10 protein-coding genes are annotated in these 15,595 nt (G+C 33.0%); 7 read left to right on the top strand and 3 right to left on the bottom strand.

Annotation, left to right across the window (positions count from 1 at the left end; genetic code table 11):
- The first annotated feature begins 325 nt into the window (after window positions 1-325).
- The 4 genes from QYS49_RS13315 (at window position 326) to QYS49_RS13300 (ending at window position 6,148) form a co-directional block, all read left to right on the top strand.
- On the top strand, window positions 326-1,270 hold the full coding sequence (locus QYS49_RS13315) for an acetyl-CoA carboxylase carboxyltransferase subunit alpha (protein ID WP_308347927.1): 945 nt from the start codon (window positions 326-328) through the stop codon (window positions 1,268-1,270).
- 103 nt (window positions 1,271-1,373) lie between these two features.
- Window positions 1,374-2,222 (top strand): MBL fold metallo-hydrolase, encoded by an 849-nt coding sequence (locus QYS49_RS13310; RefSeq protein ID WP_308347924.1) that lies wholly within the window; start codon window positions 1,374-1,376, stop codon window positions 2,220-2,222.
- Between the two features lie 42 nt (window positions 2,223-2,264).
- A complete protein-coding gene (locus tag QYS49_RS13305) occupies window positions 2,265-3,047 on the top strand; it encodes a patatin-like phospholipase family protein (protein ID WP_308347922.1) in 783 nt (260 codons plus the stop codon).
- A 245-nt stretch (window positions 3,048-3,292) separates the two neighbouring features.
- The gene (locus tag QYS49_RS13300; protein ID WP_308347920.1) at window positions 3,293-6,148 is read left to right on the top strand and encodes a M16 family metallopeptidase; all 2,856 of its coding nucleotides are present in this window, start codon (window positions 3,293-3,295) and stop codon (window positions 6,146-6,148) included.
- 774 nt (window positions 6,149-6,922) lie between these two features.
- Here the strand turns inward: QYS49_RS13300 and QYS49_RS13295 are convergent.
- Entirely contained in the window at window positions 6,923-7,729 is an 807-nt protein-coding gene (locus tag QYS49_RS13295) for a dienelactone hydrolase family protein (protein ID WP_308347918.1), read from the bottom strand.
- Window positions 7,730-7,839: 110 nt separating this feature from the next.
- On the opposite strand from QYS49_RS13295, the gene QYS49_RS13290 reads away from it, so the two are divergent.
- The 3 genes from QYS49_RS13290 to QYS49_RS13280 all read left to right on the top strand — a co-directional run bounded on the left by QYS49_RS13290 (window position 7,840) and on the right by QYS49_RS13280 (window position 13,449).
- Window positions 7,840-11,607 carry a PAS domain S-box protein gene (locus tag QYS49_RS13290; protein ID WP_308347916.1) on the top strand — a complete coding sequence of 1,256 codons (3,768 nt, stop codon included), beginning with the start codon at window positions 7,840-7,842 and terminating at the stop codon, window positions 11,605-11,607.
- On the top strand, window positions 11,594-11,983 hold the full coding sequence (locus QYS49_RS13285; RefSeq protein WP_308347914.1) for a response regulator: 390 nt from the start codon (window positions 11,594-11,596) through the stop codon (window positions 11,981-11,983). The genes QYS49_RS13290 and QYS49_RS13285 overlap by 14 nt, the downstream gene beginning before the upstream one ends.
- A 197-nt stretch (window positions 11,984-12,180) precedes the next feature.
- The gene (locus QYS49_RS13280; protein WP_308347912.1) at window positions 12,181-13,449 is read left to right on the top strand and encodes an NAD(P)/FAD-dependent oxidoreductase; all 1,269 of its coding nucleotides are present in this window, start codon (window positions 12,181-12,183) and stop codon (window positions 13,447-13,449) included.
- A 1-nt stretch (window position 13,450) separates the two neighbouring features.
- Here QYS49_RS13280 and QYS49_RS13275 read toward each other — a convergent pair whose 3' ends face one another.
- On the bottom strand, window positions 13,451-14,407 hold the full coding sequence (locus QYS49_RS13275) for an alpha/beta fold hydrolase (protein WP_308347910.1): 957 nt from the start codon (window positions 14,405-14,407) through the stop codon (window positions 13,451-13,453).
- Between the two features lie 14 nt (window positions 14,408-14,421).
- Window positions 14,422-15,519, bottom strand: a complete 1,098-nt coding sequence (locus tag QYS49_RS13270; protein ID WP_308347909.1) for an AMP-binding protein — start codon at window positions 15,517-15,519, stop codon at window positions 14,422-14,424.
- Window positions 15,520-15,595: the final 76 nt, after the last annotated feature.

Below are 15,595 nucleotides of genomic sequence, written 5' to 3'. Positions count from 1 at the left end.
GTCTCTGTTGTGGTTAAAATTTAAGGTTGTTAACATTCATTATTGTTGGCAAATTCACACCAAATGCTTTATCAAAGTCATCTCATAAGGTTTCAATAGCCAGCCAAAGATATTCGTGAAATCAATAACCTTTGATGTGAGTAACATTTCAGCTAAGCTTTATAACCTACTTTTTAAGAAGGCTTTTTTTGTTTATGTCCTTTTCAGTTAGTTTTGCTTGTTTGTTATTATCTTTGTTCCTTAGGGAAGATTTAGCGAAATTGTCTAAATTTCATGAAGCTTCCAGAATAAATATTAATTTTACGTTTTTAAAATACATAAAACAATGCTTTTGGAATTCGAACAACCTATAGTTGAATTAGAAAATAAATTGGCAGGGATGAAAACATTAGCCGAAGAAAGCGATGTAGATATATCTGATGCCATTAAAAAACTTGAAAATAAAATTGTGTCCTTAAAGAAAGAGACTTTTCAAAATCTAACCCGATGGCAAAGGGTACAGCTTTCTCGTCATCCCGACAGGCCGTACACATTGGATTACATTTATGAAATTACCGATGATTTTGTTGAATTGCATGGTGATAGAACAGTGAAGGACGATAGAGCTATGGTGGGCGGTTTCGGTTCTGTTGATGATCAAACCTTTATGTTTATCGGTCAGCAAAAAGGTAGAAATACTAAGCAGCGACAAGAACGAAATTTTGGAATGGCTAATCCGGAAGGCTATAGAAAAGCTTTAAGGTTAATGAAAATGGCTGAAAAGTTCAATAAGCCCATCGTTACTTTAATTGATACTCCCGGTGCATTTCCTGGATTAGAAGCAGAAGAAAGAGGACAAGGTGAAGCCATTGCTAGAAACCTGAAGGAGATGTTTATGCTGAAAGTTCCGGTTATTTGTATCATCATAGGTGAAGGCGCTTCTGGTGGAGCTTTAGGTATTGCAATCGGAGATAAGGTATTGATGTTGGAAAACACTTGGTATAGCGTAATCTCACCAGAGTCATGTTCTTCCATTTTATGGAGAAGTTGGGATTATAAAGAGCAAGCAGCTGAAGCTTTAAAATTAACTGCTCCGGATATGCTGAAAAATAAATTGATTGATGGCATAATTCCAGAACCTTTGGGTGGCGCACATACCAATTTAAAGGCTGTTGCGGAAGAAGTGAAAAAGACTATTTTGAAGAACTTCAAAGCTTTAGATAAAAAATCAGTAGAGAAAAGAATAGAAGAAAGAATTGAAAAGTTTAGTGGGATGGGGGTTGTTAAATAATCACTAATTACCACTTATAAAATGGCTTTTAAGAATGTGATCTTTTACATTTTTAAAAGCCATTTTTTTTATAACTTCAAATTTCAAAAAACAGAAGTCTATTATGAATTTACATATTATAGAAACCGGATTTTTTAAGTTAGATGGTGGCGCCATGTTTGGGGTAGTGCCTAAATCTTTATGGTCAAGAACAAACCCTGCAGATGAAAATAATATGTGCACCTGGGCTATGCGATGCATGGCCATTGAAGATGGTGATCAATTAATATTAATTGACAATGGAATAGGAGATAAGCAAAATGAAAAGTTCTTTAGTCACTTTTATTTGCATGGAGATGCAAGCTTAGATGGCTCACTAAAAAAGGCTGGATTCTCTAAAGATGATGTAACCGATATGTTTCTGACTCATCTTCATTTCGACCATTGCGGTGGTGGCGTAAAATGGCAGGATGATGAGCGTACCAAATTGGACATAGAATTTATAAATGCTAAATATTGGTCTAATCAAGATCATTGGAAATGGGCTACAGAACCCAATGCAAGGGAAAAAGCGAGTTTTCTAACGGAAAATATTATGCCCATGCAGGAAAGTGGTCATTTACACTTTGCGGATAAAGGTAAACCATCTCCTTTTTCCCAATTCGATATTTTGTATGCTGATGGCCATACGGATAAACAAATGGTGCCCAAAATAAAATATAAAGATAAAACCATTGTCTTTGCAGCTGATTTATTACCCTCAGTTGGGCATATTCCGTTACCTTACGTGATGGGTTATGATACTCGACCACTTTTAACTTTGGATGAGAAAGAGAAATTCTTAAAAGAAGCAGCTGATAATGAATATATCATATTTTTAGAACATGATGCTGAAAATGAATGTTGTACTGTGAAGCATACTGAAAAAGGCGTGCGTTTAGATCAAACATTCAAGTTATCAGAGGTTTTATGATCCCTTGGATGAAGTGTGCTTCATAAAAAATAATAGAAAAAGATGAAAATAGGATTAGCACTTTCCGGGGGAGGAGCAAGAGGATTTGCTCATTTGGGTGTGGCTCAATATATGTATGAGCAAAATATACGTCCTGATATGATCTCCGGCACAAGTGCTGGTGCCATAGCAGGTGCATTTTTGGCAGCTGGCTACGAGCCCAAAAGAACCTTAGAAATTATTTCTGATATTAATTTCTTGAAGTTCTTCAGACCGGCTATGTCTTGGTCAGGCTTGGTTAACTTAGAGAAAATTTCAGGTTTATTGCTAGAATATTTCCCTGAAGATTCCTTCAGTGATTTTAAAATTCCTTTGATAGTTTCTACCACCAATTATACTAAAGGTGAAAATGTGAATTTTGAATCTGGTGAATTGATTAGACCTCTATTGGCTTCTGCCAGCATTCCGGTTATTTTTAAACCGATTACGATAGGGGAAGACTCTTTTGTAGATGGTGGAATTACGAATAACCTCCCAGTCAATTTACTAAAATCGCATGTTGATTTTACCATTGGGGTTAATTGCAATCCTGTTGGGATTTCAAACCAAAACACCAATATGAAGGATATGTTGGAAAGAACCATGTTGATGATCATAAACTATCAAACCAAAGAACAGGCTAAATTATGTGATATTTTTATTGAGCCGGAGGAGTTGTCGAGTTATAAAGTATTTTCTATTTCTAAGGCTAAAGAAATCTATGAAATAGGCTATCAAAGCGCTAAAAACACCTTCTCTAAGCTAGCCGAAGATCACCCCTTAAAGGAGCTTTCTAAACCTGTTTAATTTGCCATAAGAGTAGATAGTAATATTTCAATTACCTGAAAAAGCTTGTTCAAATCGTCATCCCTTTGAAGGAAGGGATCTAATGATTTTAATCGAAGATTAAAATATCTATTACCGATGCGAAAGTTAATACCATTACAAGTCTGCTACCATTTAACCGTTTTCTTTTCCGTTGATATACTATCAATTCGCTTATTATTCAAAAATTAACTTTCTTATCTACCAAATTAAATTGTATACAAAATATGAGAAAATTATCAACTTGGTCATTAATACTTTTTATTGGTATAATGGCTGCTTGTCAACCAAGCGAAAAATCGGAGGATAAAGCAGAATTGTCCATTGATTATGAAAAATATGTTCTTCCAAATGGTTTGGAAGTGGTACTTCACGAGGACAAATCAGATCCCATTGCTGCAGTAGCTATACAAATGCATGTAGGCTCAAGTCGTGAAAAGCCGGGCAGAACTGGTTTTGCTCACTTTTTTGAGCATATGTTGTTCCAAAAATCAGAGAATGTTGAAGAAGGAGCATTTTTTAAGAATATTAATGATTTAGGAGGTACTTTTAATGGCGGTACTTGGACTGATGGTACAGTTTATTATGAAGTAGTTCCTAAAGATGCCTTGGAAAGAATTCTTTGGATGGAAGCGGATAGAATGGGATTTTTCATTAATGCAGTAACCAAAAAAGATTTAGAAGATGAAAAGCCTGTTGTGCAGAATGAAAAAAGACAAAGAGTAGATAACCAGCCATACGGACATAGAAGCTATGTAATTAAAAAAGCTTTATATCCTGAAGGACATCCTTATAACTGGGAAGTAATTGGTGAATTAGAAGATTTGCAAGCAGCGACTTTAGGTGATGTAAAGGAATTTTACAATAACTGGTATGGTCCAAATAATGCTACTATAGTGGTAGCTGGTGATTATGATAAAGAGCAAGTGAAAGCTTGGATTGAAAAATACTTTGGTGAAATTGAATCAAGAGGAAATGATGAGGTTATGTCTCCAAAACCAGTAGTTTTAGAGGAAACCAAAAAGCTTTACCATGAAGATGACTATGCTAAAGTTCCTGATTTAAGATTAGTATTCCCTACTGTGGAGCAATATCATCCAGATTCTTGGGCATTATCGGCTTTAGCAGAGATTTTAAGCCAAGGTAAAAGGGCTGTTTTATACAAAAAATTAGTAGAAGAAACAGAATATGCCCCAAGCGTATTTGCTTATAATAATTCAAGTGAGCTAGCAGGTGAATTCAATATTGGTATTCGTGCTAAAGATGGTGTAGACTTAGATTCAGTTTATGCAGCAGTTCAAGAAGCCTTAGTTGAATTCGAAAAAGACGGTTTTTCTGAAAAAGATTTACAAAGAATCAAAGCAAAACAAGAAACCAATTTTTATAATGGTATTTCAAGTGTTTTAGGAAAAGCTTTTCAGTTGAGTAATTACAATGAATTTAAAGGCGATCCTGGGTATATAACGGAAGATATCAACAAGATTTTAGCTGTTGAGAAAGAAGATGTAATGCGTGTTTTTAACGAATACATCAAAGATAAGCCTGCAGTTATCACAAGTTTTGTTCCTAAAGATCAATTAGATTTAATTGTAGAGGGTTCAGAAAAAGCAACTGTTAAAATAGAAGAAGTTAAGCCAATGGATGAGGCAACAATGACAGATTTAGACAAAGATGCTGAGTACGAAAAAACGCCTAGTGAAATTGATAGAAGCAAAGAGCCAGCATTAGGTGAAATGCCTTTAATTACGCCTCCAAACATTTATGAAGCTAAATTGGCAAATGGTATGGAAATCTTAGGTATTCAAAATGATGAATTGCCATTAGTAAATTTCAGCATCAGATTAAAAGGTGGTGGATTATTAGACGATCCTAACAAACCAGGTGTTGCTAATTTATTTACTGATATCATGCAGGAAGGAACTAAAAATAAAACTCCTGAAGAATTAGAAGATGCAATTGGTCAAATTGGTGCCAATATTGGAATGTACACAGGAAATGAGGAAATCGTTATTTATGGTAATTGCTTGGCTCGTTATTTTGATGAAACAGTGGCAATTATCGAAGAAATGATGCTAGAGCCTCGTTGGGATGTTGACGAATTTGACAGATTACAAAAAGCTCAAATCAATAATATCAAACAAAGAAATGCTAATCCAGATGCTATTGCTGGAACGGTAGCCAATAAAATAACTTATGGTGAAGATCATATATTTGCTAAGCCATTAAGTGGTACTGAAGAATCAGTAGAATCTATCACAATAGATGATTTGAAAGCTTACTATGAGAAAAACTTCTCTCCAAGTGTGGCAAGCATGCAAATTGCTGGAAGTGTAACGCAAGATCAAGTTAAAAATGCGCTTTCAGGATTGAATGAAAAATGGGCTGCTAAGGAAGTAACTTTCCCTGAATACGAAATGAAAGGTGTAGATGAAAAAGGCAAAATCTATTTTGCTAGTTTCCCTAATGCTAAGCAATCTGTTATCAGAATGCAGAGATTGGCTGTGGAAAGAAGTCACCCGGATTATTACCCATTAACTGTAGCTAATTATGGGTTAGGTGGAAATTCAGGAGGAAAGCTTTTTCAAGTATTAAGAGAGGAAAAAGGCTATACCTATGGAGCTTATTCATATTTAAGTTCAAGCACTCAAAAGGCACCTTTTACGGCTTATTCTAGTGTGAAAACTAATACAACTCCACAATCAGTTGCTACTTTTAAAGAAGTAATAGAAGATTATAAGCAGAATTATGATTCAGCTGAATTAGAAAAAGCAAGAACTGCGTTAATCCGAAAAGAAGCTAGAGAGTATGAGACTTTAGGACAAAAGTTAAATGTTTTACAGCAAATTTCTTCTTATGGTTTGGCTAAAGATTTTATAAAGCAAAATCAAGAAGAATTAAAAGAATATACTGTTGAGGATATGAAGAAAATCATGGATCAATATATGAATGTTGATCAGATGAATTATATCATTGTGGGTGATGCAGAAACTCAATTGGAAGGAGTAAAAGCGCTCAATATAAAGGAAGTTGTGAAGGTTGATGAGGATGGTAATCCTGTTGATAATAAAATAGAAGCCATGTAATTGATTAAATAGATGGATGTTTAAAAGGCTGGGATGATTTATTCCAGCCTTTTTTTGTTTTTAAAATTCTTTAAAGTTTTTTAAATAAGTGATATTGCCTTTAAGCACTAAATTAGATTAGAACGTCATTCCTTTGAAGAAAGGAATCTTGACCTATTGAAACGAAGTTTCAATTGCCTGAAAGCCTAAGCACACTCTGTTTTTATCGTTGGTGTTAAATCTGCCAAAGTAGAAATCCTTATCAGTGGGTATTTTAATCAGAGATTAAAATCAAAAGATCCCCACCTTCGTGAGGATGACGGCTCGAGCTGAGAAAGCAGCAAAATTGGCCTTCATTTCTTCTATTAACTACTCTATTTTAATTGATTCAGTGTGAAATGATTGTTCCCGATTAAAATACGGGACAAGCTATCCCTGTGAAAACAGGTAACTGGTCATATTGAAACGAAGTTTCAATTATCTTTTAGGTATAATTTTATAAATATATGGTAATTTCAGCCTGTTTTATTTCTTGCCTTTTGAAATTTTAACCAAAGGTTAAAATCAATAGATTCCTTTCTTCAAAGGAATGACGCACGGAATTACCTTATTAAGTAAAATTTTTACATCATCATTTTAAATATAGCTTGATTTTATTACAATTAAGGAATCTCTTAGATTAGATCGTTCCCGATTAAAATACGGGACAGGTTATTCCTTTGAAGAAAGGAATCTTGCCTTATTGAAACGAAGTTTCAATTATCTAAAACACAAAAAGCATGGATAAGTGCAGAACTACTTCTCCAAAATTCTAATCAACCTTTCCCATGATTCATTTCTTGCCTTAATGTTTGCTTCTGATCCATTAGGATCGTCTCCAGAGCGCATATAAGCATGACCTGCTCCTTCATATATCTCATAATCATAAATGTTCTGATACTCTTCCATGGCCTCTTTAGAAGCTTCTATAGTAGCATTTACTCTTTGATCATTACCACCATAAAAACCATAAACAGGAGCTTCAATATTTGCATAATCTACGGCTTCTTTAGGACCTGTTCCATAAAAAACTAAGGCTTCACTTAGATTTGGATTATTGGTGGCATATCGGAATGATTGTGAACCGCCCCAACAAAATCCCACTACTGCTACTTCTCCATTTCCAGCAGGCAAGTTTTTTAGGTAATTGAAAGAATTATTTAGATAAGAAGTTACCAGACTACTCTCCAAATTATAAATAGCATTTCTGGCATCATCAGAAGTAGGGAAATCTGAGGTTTGTGAATATTCTTCACTAAAATCAGAAAGCATATCAGGTGCTAAAGCAATGAATCCTTTCTCTGCTAATTGATCTGCAAAACTTCTTACCCAATCCGTAAGTCCTCTGTTTTCATGAATCACAATAACGGTTTTAGCTTTTTCCGAAACTTCTGGAAAAACAACAAAAGCCTTTAAAGTTTTATCTCCTGCAGAAATCTCCACCCATTCATGATGGCGAGTTGATTGTTCTAATCTATTGCTTAGTTTGTCTTGAGCAAATAGAGAGTTATAGGTTAAAATAAATACAAACGTCAAAAACATTTGATTGATCGAATTTTTCATATTAATTCTCTTTAGTCATGATATAATTTAAATAAAAAAGATTAAATTAATGCTTTAAGTACAAAAAAAAATCAAGAATATTTTAATATTCTTATATATGTTATTAATAAATGGATGGGTTAAAACAGCAACTATATTTCTGTATAAAAGAAAGTCATTTATTATTCAATTTAATCAATGATTATGCTGTAGATGGCTATTGCTTTTGGAAAGTAGGCCAACACAATCAATTATTTCTGGATAAGAAATTTGCTGGAAAACTCTGTATAAATAGTAATGATGAAATAAACCTTGATCAACTCAATGATCAAAACAGAGAATATTTAAAAGCTATAATTACAGAATTAGAATTTAATAAGCATAAAGGTGAACTCCAGCAGGAAATTTTTCATACTAAATTAGAACTGAGGAGAGAAAAAGTATCAATTCATTATTCTATTTTCAATCTTAATGAAAATGAGGGTAATTTTATATTAGCATCCCTTGAAATCAAAAATGATTTTTATAGATCTATTGAAAAAGTTTCTGATGTATTAGACTTTGCCATTTGGCAATGGAATCTTAAAACAAATGAATTAATTGTAAATGAAAAATGGGCTAATATTGCAGGGTATACCCTAAAAGAACTAGAGCCTGTTACCGTTGAAACATTTATTAATTTGACTCATCCAGATGATGGGGAATCTACTTTGGAACTTGCAAAAAAGTATTTGTCAGGTGAAATTAATGAATATAAAACTGAAATTAGATTTAAGCATAAAAATGGTTCATGGCGTTGGGTTACTGCTTCAGGGAAGATTGCATCTAGAACGGAGAGTGGTGAAGTAGAATGGTTTATAGGATATCATTTAGATATAACAGATAAAAAAATTCATGAACATGAATTAGACACTTTAGCATTAGTTCCAAAAAATACATTGTATCCAGTGTTAATTACTGATAGAAATGGGAAAATAATATTTGCAAATAATTCATTTCACAAAATGTCTGGCTATCTGGCAGAAGATATTATCGGTAAAAATCCAAGTGAATTTTTACATGGGCCAAACACAAATGAAGAAGATAAAATTTCTTTTAAAAGAAAATTAGATTCAGGAAAATCTTTTATCCAAGAAATACTAAATTATACTAAGTCTGGTAATCCTTACATAGTTTCTTGTTTTGTAGATCCTGTTTATGGTAATAATGGAGAAATAAAAAGATATATTTCCATTCAAACGGATGTTACACAAGAAAGAAAGAATCAAGAATACTTAACTAATTTAAAGAATACATTAGATCAAATCAAAGATTCAATTTTTATTTACGATAAAGATAGCCTGCAATTTAACTATGTAAATCAGGGAGCAATTAAAACTTTAGGATATTCAGAACAAGAACTTTTGCAGTTACACCCTTATGATATCAATCCTGAGTTGACGGAAGAAAGCATGAGGGAATTAGCAGTTTCATTTGAGAAAGGAGAAAATTCTAATTTAAGACTAAAAACCACACATTTATCGAAAAACGGAAAAGAAATTCCTGTTGAGGTTCTAGTACAATATATTCGTAATGAATCTATAGGTAATCATTTTGTAGCAATAGCCAAAGATATTTCAAGTCAAATTGCTACAGAGAACCAACTTAAGCGCTTATCTCTAGTGGCTGAAAAAACCACTAATTTGGTAGTAATTACAGATGATAAAGGCAGAATTGAATATGTGAATTCAGCTTTTGAACAAAAAACAGGCTATAAATTGGAGGAAGTTTTAGGTGGTAAGCCAGGTAAATTTTTGCATGGTAAGGAAACAAATCCATTACACATTAAAGCTAACAGAGCTGGCTTAAAAACATTAAAGCCTTTTACTCAAGAGATCTTAAACTATTCAAAATCAGGTAAGAAATATTGGGTATCCATTACTTTCAATCCTGTATTTAATGAAGCTGGGGAACTTACCAACTTTATTGCTATAGAGAGTGATATAACAGAAAGAATACAAAGGGAAGATTTGCTTAAAGAAAGTGAAGAAAGGCTTCAATTTGTATTGAAAGGAAGTGAATTGGGCTATTGGGATTGGGATGCTAATTCTGGTAAAATGACAGTCAATGATCGTTGGTTTGAAATGCTGGGTTACACTAGAAACGATTTTGAAGTTTCCATTGATAATTGGCATTCGTTAGTCCATCCTGAAGATATGGAAAAGCTCAATGACATTATGGAAAATGTTTTTCCTGACCCGAAGAAAAGTGATTTTTATGTAGAATTAAGGGCTAAACACAAAAAGGGACATTACATATGGATATTGGATAGGGGTTCTGTAGTGGAAAGAGATTTTAAAGGAAATCCTTCACGTATTTCAGGTATGCATATGGAGATTACTGAAAGAAAGGAACTTGAAAATCGTTTAGAAATCGAAAGGAAATTTCTTAACAAAATATTGAATACAAATGCACTTAATTTAATGGTGCTAAATAATGCAGGGAAAATTATTTTTGTAAGTAAAGGCACTGAAAAAATATTAGGTCTAAAGAAAAATGAAATAGAGCAAAAAACTTATAATGACCCAATTTGGGATCTTTATACTATGGATGGAAAGCCTTTTCCTTCCAAAGAATTACCATTTGTTAAAGTGAATCAAACCCAAGATGTTGTAAAAGATGTACAGCTTTGTTTAGTTTGGAAAAATGGCACTGTTAAATATTTATCACTTCAAGGCTCGCCTATGAGTTATGATAACGGCAAGGTAAATGAGGTGGTGATTACAATTTTAGATATTACGCAAAGAATTATAGCTCAGAAGCAACTCGACCAAACCAAAAATCAAATGCAAAGTATTTTGAAAGAAATGGATGATGTTGTTTGGTCTGTTTCAATTCCAGAATATAAAATGATTTATATCACGCCTTCCATTGAAAAAATAACAGGCTTTCCACAATCCTATTATTTAGAAAATTATGTTGGTAATAGATGGGAAGAAAGAATTTATGAAAATGATAAAAAATTGCTTGAAAAGGCCTACCAAGACCTAGATGAAAAAGGAAGTTTTGAATTAGAATATAGAATTCGTTCTAAAGATGACCGATTGAAATGGGTTTTAAATAAAGGAACTATAATTAAAAAAAATGGTAAACCTTCTCGATTAGATGGATACATCACTGATATTTCAAAAAGAAAGGAACAAGAAAATGCTCTAAAGAAATATCTAGCAATAGTTGAGGATCAAAACGAAAGGTTGAAAAATTTCACCTATATCGTTTCGCATAATCTTAGGTCACATTCTGCCAACATTCAAGGTCTGATGTATTTGATTAATAAGAAAAATCCAGAAATAGCTGAAAATGAATATGTGAAATTACTCAATGTAGCTTCCGATAAGCTGGATGACACCCTGCATCATCTCAATAATGTAGTTTCTGTGGTTTCTTCTGCGGATGAAATGCATAAAATTAATCTTAGTGATGCGATAACAGCTTTTTCTGATACATTTGAAAACTTCATCAAAGAATCAAAAATCTGGTTTTTAAATGAGGTTTCTAAAGCAGTATATGTTGAGGCAGTTCCTGCTTTTCTAGAAAGTATTATTACAAACTTATTAAACAATGCTATAAAGTATAAGGATCCTGAAAAGAATGATGCTTATGTTCGCATTAGTTCCCGTAAATTTAATGGAATTGTAATCATTGAAATTGAAGACAATGGCTTGGGAATTGATTTAGAAAAATATGGTGAAAAACTTTTTGGCATGTATAAAACTTTTCATAACCATAAAGATTCTCGCGGATTAGGGCTATTTTTGACAAAAAATCAGATAGAGTCTATGGGTGGCAAAATTGAAGTGGTAAGTAAATTAGGAATTGGATCAACTTTTAAAGTGTTTTTGAAGGATGGCAATATTTAAGAATATATTCATTATTGATGACGATGAGCTCTTTCTTATTGTTAGTAAAGAAATTATACAAGATGAAGGCTTTGCAGAGCACATCCATAATTTTGAAGATGGGAGAGAGGTATTGGAATATTTGAAATCAGCTAACAGGGAAGATATTCCAGAGATTTTATTCCTAGATATTAATATGCCCATGATGGATGGGTGGGAACTTATGGATGCTTTACAAGAGTTGAGCATAGTTGATAAAATGAGAATTTATATAACGTCCTCATCGATTAATCCTGTAGATTTGGATAAAGCAGATAAGAACCCATACATCAAAGGCTTTATTAGTAAGCCAATCAGTCCTGATAAATTAAAAAAGATTGCAAGTGATAAGAAATAGGTTCAAGAGTCTAGAATCAAGAACTGAAAGTTCAAGAATTTAAAGATCCTCTGAGGGTTGACCTTTTTTCTTATTTAAAAGCCATTCATATATAAACCAAAATCAAAACATCTTCGTTTTCCGTTTCTAGAAATCAATTAATTAATCATCTTTGAATTAAATTTTCAAAAGGTCATAATAGCATCATAGGCAATTTCATGCAAAACGAGAAAGTAATCATAATTGGGGCTGGTATTGCCGGCCTAACAGCAGCCATTGAATTAGAAAAAGCAGGTTTTAAACCTACCATTTTAGAAGGGTCTGATAGCATTGGAGGTAGAGTGAAAACGGATAAAGTGGGAGAGTACTTGTTGGATCATGGATTTCAAGTTTTATTAACCGCATACCCTGAAGCTCAGCATTATTTAGATTATGAGAAGTTGAACCTCAAGAAATTTACTCCAGGAGCTCTAATTATTGATTCTCAAAATGGAAATTACATAATTTCCGATCCGTTGAGGCAGCCGACAACCCTTTTTAGTATGCTCTTTTCACCTGTAGGGAGCTTTTCTGATAAATTGAAAATATTTCAATGGAATAGGGAATTAAAGAAATTGTCGATAGAAATGATTTTTTCAAAAACTGAAACCACTTCTTTAGACTTTCTAAGAGAAAAGGGATTTAGTGAAACCATCATAAAACAATTTTTCAAACCTTTCTTTGGAGGTATATTTTTGGAAAATAAATTGGACACTTCTTCAAGAATGCTGGAGTTTGTATTTAAAATGTTTGGTGAAGGACATGCGGCTGTTCCTAAAAATGGAATGAAAGCAATTCCTGAAATGTTGGCTGCTAATTTGGCACAAACAGATATTAAATATAATCAAAGAGTAGAGAAAGTGGGTTTGAAAAAAGTCACTTTAGATAATGGAGATGAATTAGATGCTGATGTGATCATTATTGCTACTAAACCCGATGAATTATTACCACAATTAGCAGGTCAATTTATGGAAGATCAGTTTGTAACAAATTTGAATTTTAGCTCCGATATTGATCCAATCGGAAAGTCTTTGATTGCGCTAGTGCCTGATGAAAAATATTTAATAAATAACATCTCTGTTATGAACAACACTTCAATTAGTTATGCCCCAGAAGGCAGCTATTTGTTGTCGGTTTCAGTAACTCAAAATTATCAAGAAAACGACAAACAATTAAAACAAAGAATTTTAAAGGAACTTGTAGAAGTCTTCCCAGAATTAGAAAATGCAACACTTGAGCATTTGAAGACTTTCTATATTGATAATGCGTTACCGCAAATAGATGATTTCCAAAATAAAATGAAGCCCTCTCAATCTAAAATTCAAGATGGTATTTATTTAGCTGGAGATTATTTATTAAATGGCTCCATCAATGCCGCTATGGCTTCCGGTAGATATGCAGCTCATGCAGTTTTTGAGGATTTAAAAGGAAAAGGGTTCCGCAATTAAATCAGTCCTTTAAAAACTCTAATGCATCTTTTGCGGTCCTAGTAGGGATTTCTTCCATAGGAACATGGCCGGCATCATCATAAATTATTAAAGAGCTATTTGGTATAATATTGTCAAACCGATGCGCATGAGAGACTGGGATCCAGCTGTCATGTTCTCCCCATAGTATTAAGGTTGGTGATTTTAGATTTCCTAATTGATCAAATTCAGATGGTGCCCTTTGTTTAAATCTTTGCAAAGTGGCTTCTCGGTTTCCTTCATGTAGCATTAAATCATAATACAGCTGGACTTTTTCTTCTGTTATTTTTGATTTATCATAATAAACTTGTTCCATACTCATTTCAAAAAGAAATTTTGGAGTGATACTGGTCATTAATTTTGAAAAGATAGGATGATTAATTAATGAAAATACCGAAAACGTATTTTGATCTTTAAAATTAGCAGTATCCGCTTTCATACTAGCCCCCGAAGAATTTATCAAGATTAATTTTTTGACTTTATCGGGCTTTCGCAGTGCCATTTTATAAGCCACTTGTCCACCCATGGAATTTCCTGCCACAGCAATTGAATCGTAATTGAGCTTATCCATTAACTCCCAAAGCAAGTTTGCATAATAATCTGTGTCATATCTGGCTTGTGGATTAGGACCTGTTAATCCATGTCCAGGTAAATCAATCGAAATGGTAGTGAAATCATTTAGCAATTGCTTTTGCCATACATTCCAAGTATGTAGAGATGAAAAACTACCGTGAATCAATAAAATAGGAAACCCTTTACCCATTTTCCGGATATGGATTTTATTGCTATCTATTTCGATAAATTGAGACTCTTCGGTGAAATACTTTTCTTGATTTTCACTTGCTTGAATATCTGATTTATAAAAACTTAAAAGCAGGATTACTAGGATACCAATTATACTGAGTAATCCTATTCCTAAAATTTTAAATGCTTTCTTCATATTTCATTTTTAAACTAATCTAAATTTTCAATAGTTTTCAATCTACTGATTTTGCCATTTTCGGTCTCTACAATTTGCTCTGTCGTAAATATATTCTTTGGCACATGAAAAGCTTTTAAATTTTGCTTTAACAGATTTATAACCTTTTCATGATCATATTCACCTTCCACTAACAAATTCACTGTTTCTCCGAATTTTTCATTGGGTAAACCAAAAACAAAAAATCGATTTTTAATGCTTTTATTTTCGAACAATCCTGCTATCTCTTTTTCTAATACTTCAGGATGAATTTTGATACCTCCCGTATTAATCACAAAATCGTGTCTTCCTAGCCAATAAAATTCCGTTGAAGAAACTAAATCTACAACGTCATTGGTAATTAATTGCTCTTGTCCAGTGATTTTGGGTGCGTGAATTACTAAACAGTTTCTTTCATCCACAGAAAATTTAATATTTTCTAAGGCCGTGAAAGCTTCATCCTTATCTGAATTAATCAATTTTAAAGCTACATGAGATACAGTTTCGGTCATGCCATAAGTACTATAAACTTTAGAATTTGAGATCTGAGTTTTAATTTTTTTCGCTAAAGTATCCGAAACAGGAGCTCCTCCTAGAATAATGGCTTTTGATTTATCCAAAAACTCAATTTTATCAGCGCTTTCATCTAAAATCCTTTCCAATTGATAGGGGACAAAGGAAAAGAAATCTATAGGTTCTTGAAATTTGAAATTCTTCAGAGGATTACCACTTATGGGAGTGATACTTAAATTCAATCCGCCTATAAAAGACCTAGCAATCATCATTTTTCCACCGATAAATTCAGGATTGATGCATAGCAAAGCATGATCGCCAGCTTTAATTTTTAATGTATTTAAAGTAGCTGATGCACTTTCTTTTATTTGGCTTTTAGAAATTTTAATGGTTTTGGGCTTTCCCGTGGAGCCTGAAGTATTTTGTAAAATGTAAGGGGTATCGGATTGCCACTCATTTATGAATTTAATAACTGTTTTAAGTAGCTTGTTTTCATCATTTTTATACATTTCAATGAAATCATGAATACTAAGTTTATCACCTTGAAAATTAATCCAATTATTTAAGTTTGATGAGGGCATGAGTTAGAATATATCATATTTGAAAATTAAAACTAACATTAATTTAAGTCAATATTGCAGTAAAGGAAGTTTGATG

The organism is Marivirga salinae (genome assembly GCF_030503855.1).
GTDB lineage: Bacteria > Bacteroidota > Bacteroidia > Cytophagales > Cyclobacteriaceae > Marivirga > Marivirga salinarum.
Note: the sequence above shows the minus strand (reverse complement) of the source record. Positions and strands in the feature narration are given on the sequence as shown.